The 17,208-nt window shown below is 62.2% G+C and carries 17 protein-coding genes and 1 pseudogene; 9 read left to right on the top strand and 9 right to left on the bottom strand.

Annotation, left to right across the window (positions count from 1 at the left end; all coding sequences use genetic code 11):
• The first annotated feature begins 554 nt into the window (after positions 1-554).
• Positions 555-1,589: a diiron oxygenase gene (locus RWT78_RS20125; RefSeq protein WP_314677653.1), complete on the top strand. Its 1,035-nt coding sequence runs from the start codon at positions 555-557 to the stop codon at positions 1,587-1,589.
• 328 nt (positions 1,590-1,917) lie between these two features.
• On the opposite strand, the gene RWT78_RS20130 is transcribed toward RWT78_RS20125, so the two are convergent.
• A complete protein-coding gene (locus RWT78_RS20130) occupies positions 1,918-2,712 on the bottom strand; it encodes a hypothetical protein (RefSeq protein ID WP_021333806.1) in 795 nt (264 codons plus the stop codon).
• 1,254 nt (positions 2,713-3,966) lie between these two features.
• Between RWT78_RS20130 and RWT78_RS20135 the strand changes: the two genes are divergently transcribed.
• Together RWT78_RS20135 and RWT78_RS20140 are read left to right on the top strand one after the other, a co-directional pair.
• Positions 3,967-4,515, top strand: coding sequence for an AAA family ATPase (locus RWT78_RS20135; RefSeq protein ID WP_021333803.1), 549 nt, complete (start codon positions 3,967-3,969; stop codon positions 4,513-4,515).
• Positions 4,516-5,151: 636 nt separating this feature from the next.
• Positions 5,152-5,973, top strand: a complete 822-nt coding sequence (locus RWT78_RS20140; protein ID WP_125050277.1) for an HAD-IIB family hydrolase — start codon at positions 5,152-5,154, stop codon at positions 5,971-5,973.
• On the opposite strand, the pseudogene RWT78_RS20145 reads toward RWT78_RS20140, so the two are convergent.
• A pseudogene (locus RWT78_RS20145) lies at positions 5,973-6,179 on the bottom strand (lipid-transfer protein); the annotation flags it as partial. The gene RWT78_RS20140 and the pseudogene RWT78_RS20145 sit on opposite strands and share 1 nt — an antisense overlap.
• 307 nt (positions 6,180-6,486) lie before the next feature.
• Here RWT78_RS20145 and RWT78_RS20150 point away from each other — a divergent pair.
• The 3 genes from RWT78_RS20150 to RWT78_RS20160 all read left to right on the top strand — a co-directional run bounded on the left by RWT78_RS20150 (position 6,487) and on the right by RWT78_RS20160 (position 8,318).
• Complete coding sequence (locus RWT78_RS20150) at positions 6,487-7,713, top strand: MFS transporter (RefSeq protein ID WP_021333800.1); 1,227 nt, start codon at positions 6,487-6,489, stop codon at positions 7,711-7,713.
• A 118-nt stretch (positions 7,714-7,831) separates the two neighbouring features.
• Positions 7,832-8,068 carry a DUF6301 family protein gene (locus RWT78_RS20155; RefSeq protein ID WP_314677658.1) on the top strand — a complete coding sequence of 79 codons (237 nt, stop codon included), beginning with the start codon at positions 7,832-7,834 and terminating at the stop codon, positions 8,066-8,068.
• A gap of 10 nt (positions 8,069-8,078) precedes the next feature.
• The gene (locus RWT78_RS20160) at positions 8,079-8,318 is read left to right on the top strand and encodes a DUF6301 family protein (RefSeq protein WP_314677660.1); all 240 of its coding nucleotides are present in this window, start codon (positions 8,079-8,081) and stop codon (positions 8,316-8,318) included.
• 376 nt (positions 8,319-8,694) lie between these two features.
• Here the strand turns inward: RWT78_RS20160 and RWT78_RS20165 are convergent, their stop codons facing one another.
• On the bottom strand, positions 8,695-9,825 hold the full coding sequence (locus tag RWT78_RS20165) for a lipase family protein (RefSeq protein ID WP_254593785.1): 1,131 nt from the start codon (positions 9,823-9,825) through the stop codon (positions 8,695-8,697).
• A gap of 158 nt (positions 9,826-9,983) precedes the next feature.
• Between RWT78_RS20165 and RWT78_RS29240 the strand changes: the two genes are divergently transcribed.
• Positions 9,984-10,262, top strand: a complete 279-nt coding sequence (locus RWT78_RS29240) for a hypothetical protein (RefSeq protein WP_399552170.1) — start codon at positions 9,984-9,986, stop codon at positions 10,260-10,262.
• On the opposite strand, the gene RWT78_RS20170 is transcribed toward RWT78_RS29240, so the two are convergent.
• The gene (locus tag RWT78_RS20170; RefSeq protein WP_125050273.1) at positions 10,181-10,591 is read right to left on the bottom strand and encodes a hypothetical protein; all 411 of its coding nucleotides are present in this window, start codon (positions 10,589-10,591) and stop codon (positions 10,181-10,183) included. The genes RWT78_RS29240 and RWT78_RS20170 overlap by 82 nt on opposite strands.
• A 138-nt stretch (positions 10,592-10,729) precedes the next feature.
• Between RWT78_RS20170 and RWT78_RS20175 the strand changes: the two genes are divergently transcribed.
• Positions 10,730-11,206 carry a DUF5956 family protein gene (locus tag RWT78_RS20175; RefSeq protein WP_125050272.1) on the top strand — a complete coding sequence of 159 codons (477 nt, stop codon included), beginning with the start codon at positions 10,730-10,732 and terminating at the stop codon, positions 11,204-11,206.
• Positions 11,207-11,504: 298 nt separating this feature from the next.
• On the opposite strand, the gene RWT78_RS20180 is transcribed toward RWT78_RS20175, so the two are convergent.
• Positions 11,505-11,954: a hypothetical protein gene (locus RWT78_RS20180; RefSeq protein WP_003941092.1), complete on the bottom strand. Its 450-nt coding sequence runs from the start codon at positions 11,952-11,954 to the stop codon at positions 11,505-11,507.
• Between the two features lie 559 nt (positions 11,955-12,513).
• On the opposite strand from RWT78_RS20180, the gene RWT78_RS20185 reads away from it, so the two are divergent.
• Entirely contained in the window at positions 12,514-13,035 is a 522-nt protein-coding gene (locus RWT78_RS20185) for a 2-oxo-4-hydroxy-4-carboxy-5-ureidoimidazoline decarboxylase (RefSeq protein WP_003941084.1), read from the top strand.
• A gap of 56 nt (positions 13,036-13,091) precedes the next feature.
• On the opposite strand, the gene RWT78_RS20190 is transcribed toward RWT78_RS20185, so the two are convergent.
• From RWT78_RS20190 to RWT78_RS20205, 4 genes are all read right to left on the bottom strand, one after another.
• On the bottom strand, positions 13,092-13,547 hold the full coding sequence (locus tag RWT78_RS20190; protein ID WP_003941110.1) for a tellurite resistance TerB family protein: 456 nt from the start codon (positions 13,545-13,547) through the stop codon (positions 13,092-13,094).
• Positions 13,548-13,631: 84 nt separating this feature from the next.
• Positions 13,632-15,188, bottom strand: a complete 1,557-nt coding sequence (locus tag RWT78_RS20195) for a TerD family protein (protein WP_082893195.1) — start codon at positions 15,186-15,188, stop codon at positions 13,632-13,634.
• A gap of 40 nt (positions 15,189-15,228) precedes the next feature.
• Positions 15,229-16,059, bottom strand: coding sequence for an SGNH/GDSL hydrolase family protein (locus tag RWT78_RS20200; protein WP_314677667.1), 831 nt, complete (start codon positions 16,057-16,059; stop codon positions 15,229-15,231).
• A gap of 221 nt (positions 16,060-16,280) precedes the next feature.
• The coding region (locus tag RWT78_RS20205) for a TerD family protein (RefSeq protein ID WP_314677669.1) at positions 16,281-17,208 on the bottom strand (928 nt) is incomplete at its 5' end.

Below are 17,208 nucleotides of genomic sequence, written 5' to 3' on the forward strand. Positions count from 1 at the left end.
TTTCAATTCAGATAGCGACTTCCATCGAAACTGGTTGTTACACAGTCACTTAAGAAAGAGAACTGACACAACTTGAAAGTTACCGGTGAGATATTTCCACTGTTACCGATCGCCATCCGAGCATCAAACCACGGGCCATCGGATCCCCGTCGCATGACGAAAGACGTGCGGGCCGATCCACATGATCAACTGTCTGCGCCGCCTCGGATGTCGTCGCGGTGCAGGGACGCGAGTTCGGCGAGGTGAGTTCCGACCCGATCAAGCGGGACACCGACCGTGACGAGATCGCGAGAACCTCGTCCTGCACCTATCCCACCGGTCAGCAGATGCACACAACGGCCTAACGTCGACCACGTCCAGCGCCGTCGTCTCGACAGCAGGACCCACACCACCATCAAATGCCGAGAGCTGCGTGCATGGTGCGATATTGAGCGTCCCTTTCGCCCTTCCGGACTTACCCGTGGACGTGCAGACTCATACAGTTACCGTGGACGCGTAGTCACACTTAGTTTACTGTGGGCACATCTGAGATAGATGCCACAAAGGAGCCCGAAATGCAGTTCCTAACACTTCGTCGCACGCGGCGTAACGCGCCATCTGTCCGGTTAACTCCGGGGCGCAATACCGTCAACGAAAATCGCGATTACCACGACACTCTGCGCACACTGTCCGAGGCATCCTCGACAGGGCTCCACTTCGAGGCGTTCAAAGACATCGCCTGGAATTCGCCCGAGTTCGCCGCCCCCGCGGACGACCCGAGATGGACACTCCCCGCGGTCGACCCCTTGTCCCACACCGACTGGTACCGCGCGCTCTCACCCCAGGAACAACGGCGGGTTGCCCGGATTCGGCTCGCATCTATAACAAAGACCGGCTCCCAGTTCGAGCAACTGCTCCTTCTCGGCGGTACCCAGTTCTTGATGGGCCTGGCGAACGAGAACCCCGAATTCCGCTACTTCATGCACGAACTCACCGAAGAGACGCACCACATCCAGATGTTTCAGGAGTTCACCAACCGGGTGGCTCCGGAGGTCCACGGTGCCCCAACGTGGCTTGTCAAGGCCTTCCCCCTGGTCGGTTCGCTGGGATCGCTGTGGCCCAGTTTCTTCTTTCAGATCATCCTCGCTGGAGAGGAGCCGATCGACCACATCCAGAAGAGCATCATGCGCGGCGGTGGCATTCACCCGCTCACCGACCGCATCATGCAGATCCATCTCGCCGAGGAAGCACGTCACATCGGGTTCGCCCATGCATGGTTGCGCCATCACGCTCCGCGCATGAGCCGATTCAACCGCCTCGCACTCGGCCTCACCACGCCTGTAGTCATGCGCATAGGGTTTTGGTCCATCGTCGTCCCGAGCCGGCAGGACGCGACGTTGCTGGGTATCCCCCGCAATGTTCTGCGCGAGACCTATTCGATGCGCAACCCCGATTTCCGGCGACTCCTTGCAGAGTCCTGCGCAGACGTCCGGAGCCTCGCCGACGCCAACGGAATGCGCACCCGGCTCACCCTCTGGTCCTGGAGGCTTACCGGAACCGACGGCCGGCTGTCGCGTTACCGCAACGAGCCGTCGAGGGCCGCGGCTTGACGATCTGCAACCCGCGACGCAGCTGCCCCTCTCCCACTTCGACAGACAGCTGCGTTACCCAATCACCGCGGTCGAGGCAATGGCGCACAGATATCAGCGCGCCAACCACAGGCCCACACCCGAATCGCCCCATCGAATTGTAGGAAGCACATCCATCGAGGCCGAACCGGCGCCATCAGTGCCGGCGAAGACGCAACATTTCCAATGACATAGCGAATTCACTTTTGCTACTACAGGTTTCGGCACAACGTACTGCGAGCGACGTTCAGCACTTCCGCGATTCGGTCATGGATACGCCGTCGCCCTTCATCTTGGTCCGGCAATAGAGTCACAGCCCGACCACGCCGAGCAGAGCTTCTCCTGGATCGACGACGGCAACAACGGCCGCAACGAACAGCAGCGCCATCGCAATGGTCATCACAGCACCGAGCGATCCGAGGGCGACGAACATCCGACAGTGGGCACCGTTGATCGTGTCCGACGACCTGTAGCGTCGGAAGGCGATGCGGGTTCCCGTTGCGACTACAGCGATCACCACGGCGGTAGCGACAATCGCCGCCCAGTTGTAGTGCTCAACCTGTGTGAGCAACTCGAGCAGTGGCGGCCCGGAGTCTCCGCTCTGCACACCGTTCTCGATCAGAGACTGCGCTGTCTGCCCGTCCGCGTTGTCAGCGGAGAGCATCGGAAGCAGCGCGACTACGGGTGCGACCGTCGACTGGATGTTGAGCACAGCCACAAACACCGAAAACAATGACAGCACAGTCGTAGTGGCCGCCGCGACCACGCAACCTACGCCGGCCGTCAGAGATCGCCGCCACAGAGTCGCCGCGAGCAGACCCAGAACCGCGGTCAGCAGCACCGAGATGACGATCTTGATCGCGTGCCACTCGAACCAGTAGTCCACCATCTCCGCCAAGCCGGGAGGATAGGTGCGGACTCCGCTACCCCAGTAGTCGACCAAGCCGCGGCCGAGCAGCACACTCATGACGGATTGATCTTGGAACTGCGGATAGCGTCCGCGTAACAACGCGGCCGGGCCCAAAACGAACGCGGCCACCAATGCCGCTCCGGCGCATGACAACGCAACGATCGACCAGCGGCTTCGGTTGACGGACGTGCTCATTGACGACTCCCTTCCGGGAGAGAGTCAATCAGCAGGTACTCGACTGCACATCCATCTGCAGTACTACATCTGACGAACGAGGTACCAGCTCAGGATTCGATACTCGATCGCCGGCCGCGCCGGACTCTGGCAATCGTCACCGCGGCCAGGATCAACCCTGCAACCGTGATGAAGTCGGATTCGGTCACCCCGCGCGAAGGCCACGCTTTCGGCCGCCGCCATCGAGGGTAGGACCGCCTTGGTGCTGGCCGTGCTTAGTGGACAATGCGAACATGACGACCTGCGCTCCTGCTCAAACCGTGCACTTTCATCAGAAGCATTACACGGCAGTGGTTTCTGGCGCGAAAGTTTCCACCGTCCGCTGGCGCGAAGACATTCACGAAGGGCCGGCAATTTTCATCTTCGATAAATCACCCGACCGCCCGCCCCCTTTCAGGACAGGTCACCGCTGTAGAAACGTACGATATCGCTCATCTGTCGCCGCTAGCAGCCCGCCAGCCACCCGGCACCGACATGACGAATTTCGCAAGACAACTCCGGGTCAACTACTACCCCGAGATGCCTGAAGACGCTGTTGTTCAGGTGGTCGTCATAGCCACCGGTCACCACGGGGATTCGTCACTGCCCCCGACGTAGTGCGACCGAACTCAGCCATCGAAAACGTCTGTTGTACTTCCGTGTGCGTCGAGGTCTGCACTGCCGGCGCCGATCAGGTAGTTGCGGCCAATTCTGGCTGGGTTGATCGGTCCAGGCGCGCTGGCACTCGTCCGGGGTCAGCGTTGTCGTGGATCCTCTGCGACAGGGCCGCCTTCGTTTTCCCACCGATCCAGTGCGCGTTTTTCCTGCTTGGCGGCGGTGTCTTTGCGTGATCCGAGTGATTTTACGGACTTGAGTAGTTCTGTGAGTCGGCCCATGACCGGACCATACTCGACTTTCCGGCGAAGCTGACCCAGGGTTGGACGTATCTCCATCTGAGATGCCATAGGAGACTTCGACGGCGTCGACAACCACGAAACCTCCGCCCCGCCCTGCTTGCACTACCCGCACGAGAACGCACGATCCGGGTGCAGGGCGGCGAATTGCCAGCGGGCCAACTCGGAGTGCGATTTCGGGACCGAAATGTTCGCGGCCAAACCGCGAGCACGACGGCGGCGACGCTTCGCACGACATCGCCGCGACGTTCGGCGAGAATACTGGACCTAGGCCGGGAAAATCGGGTGCTTCAGCCGTCGAGATAGGGATAGGTTGTGGTGCGTGAGCGCACAAGTGATCATTCTGACCGGCCCACCAGGGGCAGGGAAGTCGACCCTCGCCGCGAAACTTGCCCGCGGTTACAGCAAAGGCGTTCATCTGCACACAGACGACTTCTGGCACTGCATCGTTTCGGGCGCGATACCTCCGTACGAGCCCACGTCCGATGCGCAGAACCAGACTGTCATGGATGTGATCGCCGGCGCCGCCTATACCTATGCTCGCGGCGACTTCACCACGGTGATCGACGGAATCATCGGGCCGTGGATGCTCCCCCACTTCCGAACACACGCGACACAGCACCCGAACTTGGCGGTCCACTACATCGTGCTCCGGCCGCAGCGCGACATCACGCTGAAGCGAGCCCAAGCCCGAACCGCGCCAAGCGCCTTGATCGACGAGGGGCCAATCCTCTCGATGTGGGATCAGTTCTCCGACCTCGGCGAGCTCGATGATCATGTACTGGACACGTCGGGCGACGAGGAAGAACAGAGTGCCCAACAAGTGGCAGCGGCCATTCGCGACGACCGTTTCCGACTCTTTGCACAGTAGCGGCTCAATCCGCCGGAAACCGTCTTGTTGCAGGCCATCTCGCGGGCCATACGAGGCATACCAGCCAGGGACCCTTCAACCGGAGTGGAAAGCCCTCTTTGGTTCGCCGACTGCGGTCTCGGCTTTCGCTGTCAGTCTCAGAATCGGCCGTGAACTGTTGAGACCAAGGCTGTTTCTGAGGCACCAGAGGATGAGACATGTTCCCGTATGTGACTGAGAAATGAGTGCAGACCACCAGCTAACCCTCGTCCGCCGACAGAAAACGGTTCCGGAGCGAAATCGATTTCAACAGTTGTCGAATCGACAGCGTGTCCGAGAAACCCGTCTCACCTTGTGGGGAGTTCATTAAACAGGTCTGACAATTCTGATTCGGGAATTTCATGGCCTCGGGCGGCCTCCGCGTGATCCGGTGACTGCAGCTCAGGAACCACCGTCCGTCCTCGGTGGTGTCGAATCCTTCTGTGAGGGAGCGGAATGCGATGCCGCGCCCGCCGAGTGTGTGGACGGTGCCGAGAACGTGGCGGACACCGCTTCTGTTTGGGCGACGAATACCGATTCGAGTATGTTGCACCCGAACCGACCTACACACGGTCTACCGATGAATTTTGTCGAGTTGACACTATCGAAGGATGACCCTTGGTTTTCGAATCCGGCCACCCGATGATGATTGCCCTCGACATTGACGGCACCCTGCACGTCGCGGAGGACACGAATCCGCTCGCGCACGAAACGATCAGCATCGCAGTGAGATCGGCTGTGCGGGCAGCTGTTCGATCCGGAGCCCACGTCGTGCTGTGCACCGGCAGACTCGCCCCCGCCACACGACCGTTCCTACTCGAGCTCGACATCATGACGGGGTTCGCGATCTGTTCCAACGGGGCCGTGCTGATCGATGCCGCAACCGGGAAAATCGCGGAGCAAGTGGTCTTCGATTTACGCACTCCCATCGCGGCACTACGCGAACAACTACCCGGCGCGATCTTCGTAGCCGAGAACCCGGGCATCGGGGTCAGAGCAACCGGCCGTGTCGACGACGCGGATATGCACCATGGCGAGGTCGAGCTGGTCGATATCGACGAACTTGCGACCACGCCGACCACCCGACTGGCGATCCACTGGCCTGGACGCAGTGGGCAGGAGCTGACCGAAGTCTTGTCTGCTCTCGATCTCCCCGGCATTCGAAGCCTGTGCTACGAAAACGAACCACTGGCCGACTTGACCGCAGCCGGCGTAAGCAAGGCTGCGATGCTGGAAAGGCTGCGCATCGACCTGGGCGTCGCCGCAACACGGACCCTAGCCGTCGGTGACGGCATCAACGACCTGGAAATGCTGGACTGGGCCGCTCACGGCGTGGCCATGGGTCACGCACCTGCTTCTGTGCTTGCCGCAGCCGACCAGATCTGCCCACCAGGCACCGAGGACGGTCTTGCCACCGCATTGTCGACATGGTTCCGATAGAACATCTGGGCTGTGCGCGGCGCGTCGTGGACGCCTTGGATCTCGGTCATCAGATCGTCGAAACGGAACATCGGCGCTGGGCGGTCGTCCCAGACCCGCTTGAGTGCGCCGGGTTTCATCTGCTCGAAGCCGACAGCCAATGCGCATTCGACGGTGCCGCTGGCGACGGCTTGGCGTGCGAGGAAAAGGGCCGAAGATCCTGTGGCGCCCTGACATCCAGCGGTGGAACATGCCTTGGACGTAATGGGTGAAGCACTCATTCTCGTACCCGTTGCGTTCTTCAGTGCGGTATATCACGAAAATGCTTGTGGGAGAGTCTGTTTCGATCATGGTGATGCCTTCCCTCGAATCGGCAGAGTCGCTCCCCTGTCGCCATGTCGAGTACTTCTGTCAACTTCGCAATGCCAAACAACCGTCCCGGGCTCAGCACCATATCGGGCGTGCTCGACTACAGTCCCCTTCATGGGACGGACCTGCGGAGTCGGACATGTGGCGGCATCGTGAGTAGAAGCGATGAGTGAGGTTTCTCCGGCCGTCAATCGTTCATCATTTCGCCGCTTCCTCACGGCCGCGGTGATCAGTTCGGCCGGCTCGTCGGTGACAGCGGTGGCGATGCCCATTTTGGTAGTGCAGCTTCTAGACGCGACGCCCTTCGAAGTCGGTATGGTGAACGCGGCTCAGTTGATTCCTTATGCGGTGCTCGGGTTGTTCGCGGGGGTTTACGTCGATCGGTGGCGGCGCAAGCCAATCCTAGTGTGGGCCAGCGTCGGTCGAGCGGTAGCACTCGGCACTGTTCCGCTTCTGTGGCTCGCCGGCCTTCTGCACATCTGGGTCCTGGTCATCGCGTTGCTGTTGTTCGGCTCCTTCTCGGTGTTCGGCTTCGCTGCGATGCAGTCCTTGTTACCCCGGCTGGTTCCACGCAGCCAACTGGTGAAAGCAAACGCTCGACTCGACCAAGCCGACGCAGCAGCAACGACATTGGGGCCAACGGTCGGGGGCGCACTCGTAGGCCTGCTCGGCGCTCCCGTAGTGATTGCCGTCGACGCAATCAGCTATCTCGCTGATGCCGCACTCAATTACGGTCTCGACGTAGACGAGCCGCGACCCGCTTCTCGCTCCCGCAACCTGATGAACGAAGTGCGTGAGGGTCTGAGATTCACCTACCGCCACCGCACTCTCAACCCGCTCGCAATATCGACACACGTGTGGTTCCTCGCCAACGGAGCCGCGTTGACTGTGCTGTCTCTCTTCGCCCTCCGCTCACTCGGGTTCAGCGCCTACACATACGGCCTGCTTCTGACGACGTTCGGTGTCGCAAGCCTCCTCGGAGCGTCCAGTGCACATGCGATCGGCACGCGAATCGGACCAGGACGAACGGTCATCCTCGCCCGCTCGCTGTATCCCCTCACCTGGCTTCTCGTTACCTTCGCGACCGACACACTTGTTGGCCATCTCCTTCTCTTCGCAGCTCTTGGCCTGCAGGGCTTGGCAGCAGGCGCGGAGAACGCGAACGAGATGGGCTATTGGCAAGCGCTCACTCCGGATGAGCTTCTCGGGCGCGTGAATGCCGCCCGGCGTTCCGTCAACCGCACCATGGCCGCCCTCGGTGCCGTGACAGCAGGCCTGTTGGTCGGCGCGATCGGCGAACGCCCCACCCTGATCGGCGTCACCATCGTGTTCGCCATCGCAGCAGGCACACTGGCGTTCTCGCCGCTGCGACACTCGGCGCGGGATCTCTGACCTCGGCGTTCAGCGCAGGTCTACCTCCGCGGCGGCCGAGTTCTCTGACAGCGTGTAATTCCTAGGAGCGTCCGTTCCAGGTACAGGTCATATTGACACTCGCAGATAGCATCCACGCATGCACGTCGACATCGAGGGCGCCACCCGGATCGTCCGCCTCGCCGCAGAATTCGACTGGACCTGGGCCGTCGATGACCTGGAACCCTTCTGCGCACAGGCTGGATGGGAGGTCGTTGAATTGGATCAAACCGGCGCCTCGATTCGGACCGGACTCCGTGTCGGTCGGCCCGAATCGATAATGTTCGGGCGGCAACACAGAATGAATTGGATCTCGATCTTCGTCACGGACAGATGACGCTACGCCCATGACAGTGGTGCGCCCGCTGCTGGACGAAGGGTTCACGAACCTCGATGTGGCATTTACCGCACTCCTGGGAACAGCCACGAGCGCCGAACCCGAACCAAAGGCAGCTCTCCGGTGGGACCTGCCGAAAGCGGTCATCACACTGCACCTGGGTGTCAATGCGATCCACCTGCATCTGAAGAGTCCGGGATATCAGGCATGGGCGGATGAGCCCGAACCGGAGTACGAGGACGAGGACTAGCGATCGAGGTCATCTCCTGACCAGGTTCAGTCGAATTTTGTTGCCAGGAAGAATATTTCAGCAGAACGGTCAAAGTCGGTTCGCCTGGTCGCATCGCACTGTGGCCCCAAGCGATCCGAAACGTCGAAGTCGATCGCCTGGACGCTGTACGTGTCTAGATCCGCGGCCCCCAGGACATGCGATGTTGAGGTCTATGGTTATTGACGCGCCTCGCTCCCGATGTTCGGTGACGGTCCAACCTGCGGCGGGGGCAAGAGCCTCGACGCCATAGCTGCAACGCTCGGCTTCGGCAGATCCTCGGTCAGCCGCGCACTCCTGACGGTGCTGAGTAGATGAAAAGTGGGTCGGACAGGCTCTCACGAAACGCATGATTCACCTACGGCTGGAAGAGATTCCGGACGAAGGAGAGGCTTTCGGGGAGCGCTGCCCGCATCGTCTCGATATGACCGTTCGGATATGTGCGGAATGTAACTGGCTGGCGGTTGGCGGCGAGTTCGGCCGCGAGTTTCAAAGCCAGCGGTGCCGGCACCATCTCGTCCGTCAGCCCCTGTCCGAGGAACACTGGCCGGTCGTACCCGGTCGTCGGGATCTCCAGCATGCCGCGAGCAGCAGCCAGCACCGCGGGATCGTCGAGGGGCCGGTTCACCAGATCGCCGATCGTGACGTCGCCAAGGCCCGATGCCATGTCCTGGTAGCAGTCGGTTTCGGCTCGGGCCAGGGCATCCGTGCCGCGTGGTGTCAGGTAGCGATCGATGTCGAGATCGGGTCGCGCCGCCCGGAGTCCGGCCAAGAGGTACGAGACGAACACGGTACTGCCGGTCAGTGGCAAGCGGGGAAAGTCCGGCCCCACGAGTGGTGCAAGGTTCTCCAGATTGGACGGCGCCCCGGTCGCGACCGCGCCCCGATAGTCCAATTCGGGTGCGTACCGTGTGGCGATCGCTGCCGTGACCATAGCGGCCTGCCCGCCCTGAGACTGTCCGAGTGCCAACCACCGCGGTGAGAGCGACGGTTCGACCGCACGCGCGGCACGCACCATGTCGATCACGCTGTGCGCCGCCGACGGTCCGTCCAGGTACGCGTGGATTCCCGGCGTGCCGAGTCCCACGTAGTCGGTCGCGACGATCGCGTAGCCCTGCGAGAGCCAGTTCGTGAGGTATGGACTGCCGACGGTCCCGGTCACGGTGGGAGCGCACTGGTCGGAAATACCTACAGTGCCGTGAGCCCACGAGATGACCGGCCAACCGCCTTCGGGTGGATCGCCGGGGGGCAGGAAGAGCGCGCCCGTACTCAAAGCGGGCCGGTTCAGCGGTCCCGTGGACCAGTACGTGAGCTTTGATGCGTTGGCGGCGCCGGGAATCCAGAAGGAGTGCGGCAGGGAAGTTGCCGCGGTCACTGTGCCCGGCGTCGTGATTGGCGCCGGTTCCTGCGCGTGGACGGGCGCGGTCGAGACGGCCGCGAAGGCGAGCGCGATCACCATCAATACTTGGCCGAGCCGTCGTCGGATCATTGCACCGCTCCCCGGATTCATCCGCGTGTACGCCGACTACCATTCTGCGCGAACCGAGGGTGCCGGTACACCGGTTCGACCATCTTCGGGTGCCGCTCCTGCAGTCGAGGGGCCAGCGGACTGTGCGCGACGAAGAACTTCAAGCCGAGGTCAGCCGTGTGCATACCGAGAATTATTCGGTCTACGGTGCACACAAGGTGTGGCTGGAAATGCGTAGTGAGGGCATTGATGCGGCACGGTGCACGATTGATGGGTGTCTTCGGGCTCGAATGCGCACGAAGAGGCATGACCAACCAAGCGCACCGCCATCGCCGATCCACAAGGACATCGCGCGGACGATCTGGTGCAGTGAGGTTCAACCCTGTGACGCCAAAAATGTTGTGGGTGAGCGCTTCAAGTGTTCGGCGACTCGGCCTGAGAGGAGTGAGTATTCATAATCGAGCCGCGTCCAACCCGTCGGACGCGGAACATAGACACCACCGATCACGCTCTCCTGCACCGAAAATTGTTCACGCGTGAGATCAATCGCCGACCCGTCCGGTAACCGGTTCCACCAGTGAAAGTCCACTCGTTCACCTCGAACGTGCACCTCGCCGCGAACCAGGTCACCACCGAAATAGTCGTGCACCACCACCGCAGTAGTCGCACATTGCCCGCGCGCGGGATTCTCCTCCGACCAATCCCCGATGTCTTCTGGAGCGCACGTATCGGGTCCCCATGCAGCGTTCAGTGCTTCGGTCACGCGGACCAAGGAGACGGAATCCATCGACGAAAACTACCATGCAATGTGAACGGCGTTTCCTTAGGGAATTCAACTCTGGCAGAGAACAATTGCATCCGTTGCACCTTGCTGCGTCTGCTCCCTTAATGCCGAAATCACAGCTCGCGCACGATAATGGATGACATGGCGCAGTACTGGAGCGAGTATCCATTGTCCGAGGTCGACGGTCAGGTGCCCAGTGCCCTGCCTGTGGGTCGCTACGTCAGCGTCATTTCGAATGGACACGGAGCGCTGACCGCGTGGGTTGCGGGGCCAAGCAGGTGCTACAGGACACCGCATCCGGCATCCGCGCACCCGCCCGTACGGGTTACTCGCGGTGACCCGAGCAGGGAACCCGAGGAAGTCTGGTTCGAGCCATACACCGAAGAAGACCTGCGGATGGTCAACGACGACGTCAACTCCTACCTCGCGGAGGCCGGAGTCCGGTTGCAACCCCGGGGGTACAAATGGCACGTGCTGGTGCCTGAAAGCGTTCGCGATGGCGAAGAACTGGAATACGCGCTGCGTGAGAAGAACCAATACATCGAACCGGCCGAAGTCCTAAGAGCAATAGAGCGATCGTACGAATCACTGGTCAGCCAGATACCGCCGACTTCCTGACCAGTCTCGCCGGTCTACGGTCTCAGCCAGACCAAATCTGTTGCACGATCATCCACAGCCACTCACGGACAGGCTGAGGAAACGGGCTCCAGTACAACCACCAATTGTCCACAACGAACCTTCCTCAATTGTGCTGTTGCACTGAATCAGTGACGACCCGGCGGGTTGACTTCGTCAGCGGACTTGTCGAGCGCAAACCTTTGAATGCTGGATGTCTGAGTCCGCCGTCGGTGCACTCCCGGTATTCCACTTCGCACACCTAAAGCGGTCCAAATCCGCGTTACCAGACCAGCGCGGCTCACGGATGGACGGACGTAGCACGATAACGGTAGCCATCCTGGTGCGCGTCGGAACCGTACTGCGCAACAAGGTCCTCATATTCAAGGTCCACTAGCTGGCCTGGAGTCAGGACGCGGTACCCAGTCGCCACAATCTCGGAGTAGAACACCCAACAACCGCCGGGAATTTCGGCTGCGTCGAGTACACCCCAGCCTTCCTCGGCGTGGAACTCACGGACGACTGCGCTTGCCCGGAGCGGCGGCGGGTCCTCGAACGTGGTTTCGGCAACGAGGTCCGAATCCGTAATCTCAGTGATGGTGCCGTCGGGATCGATGTTCCAGGCTGTGGCCCCGGTGAATGTCGGCTCTCGCCCCGGAAAGCTCTGTGGGCCGAAGACCGAGATACCGGCCGCGATGACCGCCAATGCCGTCAGCGCATATCCCCATCGCCGGGAATTTCGGGAGCCCATGGCATGGACGCTACAGGCACCACTACGCCTAGTAGGGGCTGCTCGAATCGTGGGTCGTCGAGCACGGCGTCTATGCGGCAGTCGGCAACAATCTGCGCGATTGCTGCTCGTCCGCAGCGATGGTGGCGAAATGTGGATGATCGTCGTTTGTTCCCTGGAGCAGTGGGTGGCCGCAATCTCGTCTTCCACGCATCCTCGAGTGCGGCTCGTAGAACCGGTCCCGGTGATGGCCGAAGGAATGTACGAATGCGCCAGGCGGTGATGCCGAGGGCAATGGCGATCGCGAGCGCCTTGGCTGGATATAGGCCCGCCGGCGAATAGCGTCAGTCATGATCGGGTTTTTCCTTCAAGAGACTCCCGGTCTGGAGCCTCGCCGTTTGTCGCCGGTGGGGCTCCTGCGTTGTGTGGGTCAGCTCGTTACGCCGCGTTAAGAACCTGAAAACTCGGTGAGCAAACCTTCCTTTCCCAGGTGAAGCGGCGGATTATCGAAGTGGCCGCGCATCTGGTTACCGCGCGGCATGTCGAGCGCGCCTGAAGGCACAACGGGCCGGGAGGTCACATGCTGCTACATCAATCGATCGGGTTGGAGCGCTTCAACGAACTACCGCGGCAGAAGGCAGTTCACGCACTGTTCGAGTGCTGCTGCTCGCTGACGTGGGCCGGGTGGGTCAGCGACGGACGTCCGTTCGCCGATCACGCGGAGATCCTCTCGCGCGCCGAGGACGCGATTCTCAACCTCTCGGACGTCGACGTCGAACGCGCCCTGCAATGCCATCCACCGGTCGGCGTCCGTAGGAACAGCGTGCCGTCCCACCTCGAGCAATGCTCGATCTGGGTTCCGGACGACGCCGTCATGGCAACCATCTATCGCGCCGGCGAGGAGTACGAGCGAAACTTCGGCTTCCGGTATCTGTGGTGTTCGCACGGCCATGACGCCGACGACCTGCTCGAGAACATCGGCCAGCGCATGTCCAACGAACGGTCCGTCGAGCGCAAGGTCTGCGTCGACGAGCTCGCCAAGATCACGCGGACGAGGATCGAGCGCATGCTGGGACCCGAGGACGGCTATCCCGAGTACTGAAAAGAAAAGCGGGTGCAGCGCTTTCGCGCCGCACCCGCTTTCATGCTCTGAATCGATCAGAGATCGAACTCGGCCGGAGAAATTCCGACTGCAAAACACATGTCGCGTACGACGCCGCGCTCGTGCTCGTCGAAGTTGCCGTCCGCGCCGCCGATGATGATGCCGATCTGGATGACTGCGCGGGCCTGATCCTGCTTCGACTTGAGCTTGGCGATGGTCGCGGTTGCCTCGACCTTGCCGAACTCGTAGTCCGAGGACAGCTTGCTGCAGTACCAGTCGAACTGCTCACGAAGCTCGTCCGGCGGGAAGACCGCGAGCGACTCGTTGCTCATGATCAGCGCGGCGGTCTTCTGACGCTCCGACGGATCGATCGAACCGTCTGCGGCGGCGATCAACGCGCACATTGCCATGCTCGCGTTCTTGAATTCCTTGTTCTGGAACTGGCTGGTCTTTGTCTTGAGCTGGCCGTTCATCTCCTGAGCCTTAGCCTTCAACTGATCCCAGAATGCCATGAGTCTCCTCGAGTATTGCCGCCACACACCGCGCGTGGTCGTACCACCACTCTGCCTGTGCGCTCGGCAATCCGCCATCGGCCACTAGGTGCGGTCGAACACTGCCAGAATTCGCGACTCGGAGATCGGGTCGAGCACGTCCGGGGTGAAGTGCCATTGCGTGCGGGTCCACGGATCGTGAACCTCCGTCTGCCCTGCTGCCGAAAGATGTTGGCACCCCTCGGACAGTGCGGCGACGGATTCTTCCGCGAAGTTCGACTCGTCCTCTCCGACAATCAGTATGGACAAACCGATTCCCGGCCCGCGTTCGGCGAGGAACATGATGGTCTGTGCGTCTTCGGCGGAGTATCCGTGCGGGAAATCGCTGAGGATCAACAGGCGCAGGGAACTCGGGCCATCTGCGACACCACTCATTCGCGCGAGCTCGCCCATGTCGACGGCCTCGGCCAGTGCCCGCAAGCGCGCCGAGATCTCGGTGTGAGCGGTGATGACCGGCCCCGCGAGCATCGGTGCCAGTCTGTCGGTCAGTGGCGTCAGCGAGCCGGTCAGATCGACGACGTCGAGTAGCGGCATCGGACCGGCGGCCATGACGCGCACGGTGACGGCACTGATCAGACCGAGCGCTGCTTTGCTCGACGTGCTGTCCACCCAGATGGGCCGACGCAGTGGGAGCGGGACGCAGTAGGGAACGGTGAGCGTGCCGCGGTCCGGAGCCGACAGCTCGCCAAGACGCATTCCGTCGCTGACGGCCGTGATCTGGGCCGGATCGGTTGTACCCGCCCACGACACCGACTTCCACGACGCCATCGACCGTGGGAGCACGCCGTCGATCACGCCGAGTTCGTGCGCAAGCTGAGCGCTGTCGCGGGCGTGGTTGTCCCGTGCGAGTGAGACAAGGTCGTCGTGACGCTTCTGTGCGGCGTCGCGCGCCGCCACTCCCGCTGCCGAGTTCCGCAACGACGGATCTGCGACGGCAGCGGTCAGATCCTCGTCCAACCGAGCAAGCGCGTACTCGCTGCTGGAGACGAAGGAAGCGGCAGAACGCGAGGCGTCCTCGAAGATCATCCACGCACGCTCGAGGCCGCGGCCCACCTCCAACGGCTCCACCGCGGAGTCCCACGCGGGCGCAGCCGTCGGGGCTGGTTGTGCCGGCTCGTCGTCGACCTCGACGCCGTGCACCGAGATCAGTTCCGCCAGACCACCCGCATAGCCCTGCCCGACGGCCCGGATCTTCCAGGCACCGGACTTTCGGTACAGCTCCCAGCAGATGACCGCTGTCTCGGTACCTGCGGTGGGGATCGCGAATTCGGCCAGGACCGAACCGGATTGATCGCTCAGGGTGGCGGAGAGCCCGGCCGTGCGAAAGGCTCCCGCGGCCGTCGCTGCCGGATCCACGCTCACGATGCACAACACCGCTGCCGCATCGGGGTGAAGTCGATCGAGTTCCACCCGGATGCCACTCTCGTCGAGTTGCACTCCAGCGGTGGACGGTTGGTTGTAGAAAACGAAGTCCGCGGACGTCAATGCCCGCAGGTTCGCGTCCGCTACCAGCGCCGACACGTCGAACGGCGTCTGGCTCTCGGCTCGAAACGTCACCACGGGCGCCTGCAGCGGCGCGTTCTGTCCGGGAACAAAAGTCATACCCACAGCAGCGAACTATGCCATGACCGGGCTCTCTCGGTCAGCCTTGCAGGTCCGCCACCACTAGATCGGCCACCGCGGTCATCCCGGCGTCCGTGAAGTGCAAGCGCTGCGCCGTCGACTCCGAGAACAGGCCTTCGAACCAACGCTGATCTGCACTCGCGCACGCATCGTGCCCGCCGGCGATGCTCGCCGCCGCAATGTCGACGGTGCGCACACCGTGGGCGTGGGCGACCTCGTCGAACTTCGTGTTGTAGCGCGCGAAATAGTCCATGAACCAGGCTGCGTCGGCGTCGGAGAACGGGATGTTCGGCCAGCATCCGCGAGAGGAGATCATGCCGCCCTCACCGATCAGGTAGATGCGAGCGTTAGGCGCGCGCTGCGTGACCGCGGTCAGGATGCGATCCAATTCTCCGGCAGCCCGGTCGATTCCGGATTGGGCGACGGAATTCGCGAGCGGGTCGTACCGGCATCCACGATCGGTTCCTGGCCCCGGAGCGACGCACAGGGGACCGAGGAAGATGCTGTTGGAGTCGTTGCCGCCGATCGAGATGGTGATCAGGTCGGTGTCCGGGTGAACGGCATCGAGTTGGACAGGCCAGTAGTTCGGAATCAGCTGTGGAGTGTCGATGATGTTCTCGGCGCGTGCCGCGCTGCAAGAGACGTCGGCGAACTCCGCGACCTCGAGTGCCCGAGAGATCTTGCCCGCGAAGTTCTCGTACGAACGCGAACAGGCGTCGGGGTACATCGGTTCCAGCCTTGGGCCGGAGGCGCGGGAGTCACCGAGGGCGACGTACTTGATCCCGGTGCCGGATACACCTGACAGCGTTTCCGACTGCGGCACCGAAGCCTGCGCGATCCCGGTGCTCACGAGCGCCAGCACAACGCCTGCGACAGCCGCCGCCCGACCCAGAAGTTTCCCTCGAATAATCATCTACTGTGCCAAGTCCTCTCGCGCACGGCCGCTCGACTGACGGCTCGACATGCCGCATGAGGTTAACGCACAGAGGGGGAAACGATGTCCGGTTCGACGGACGGCGATCGAAATCACCTACCGCCGAACCGGATTCATCTCGACTATGCAGTCTCGACTCAAGCAGTGAGGAAACGGCCCAGCTGCGGCGCAGCTTCTCCTGCGTGCTTGGCCTGGATACCTTCACCGATGGCCTGCAGCTTCCATTCACCGTTCACGCGGTACACCTTTGCCATCACCATTCCGGTGAAAGCCATGCCGCCCTGGAGCGTGTATCGAGCGAGCTCGGAGTTGGTGGTGCTGTCCACGAGACGGCAGAAAGCGTTGGAGACCTGCTCGAACGTGTGTCCGCGGTACGAGGTCACGGTGAAGATCACGGTGGTCACGTGAGCCGGGACCCGCTGCAGATCGACGAGCATGACCTCGTCGTCGCCGTCTCCGTCGCCGGTCAGGTTGTCACCCATGTGACGGACCGAGCCGTCCTTGGACGTCAACTGACCGTAGTAGCAGACGTCGACGAGGTTGCCGTCGGCGTACAGGAGTGCCGAAGCGTCGAGGTCGACGTCGGCGGTACGGCTTCCGAACAGGCCGCTCTTCTTGATCGGATCCCAACCCAGACCCATCTGGATCATGGTGAGCGCGACGCCGCCCTCCTTGCGGAGTGTGACCTTCTGGCCCTTGGTCAGGCTGACGGGGCGTCCCTTGACCAGGCTCACCTCGGGCTGCTGCGCCGGCGGCTGGTTCTGCACGGGAGGCGCCGGGGGTGCCTGGTTGTACGTCGGCTGCTGGTTGTACGTCGGCTGCTGGTTGTACGCAGGCTGCTGCGCCGGCGGGTAGGCCGGCGGCGTCGGTCCCTGGTTGTAGGCAGGCGGCTGGTTGTACGCGGGCGGGGCCGGCGGAACCGGCGGCGCGTTGTACGAAGGCTGCTGCTGCGGCGGCTGGTTGTACGCCGGCGGTGTAGGAGCGACGGACGAGGGCGGGGTGATCGGCGCCGGAGCCGCGACCGGAGTGGGCGGCGGCGGTGGTGCATCGTCGACGGACACACCG

The organism is uncultured Rhodococcus sp., from assembly GCF_963525155.1.
Lineage (GTDB): Bacteria > Actinomycetota > Actinomycetes > Mycobacteriales > Mycobacteriaceae > Rhodococcus_F > Rhodococcus_F qingshengii.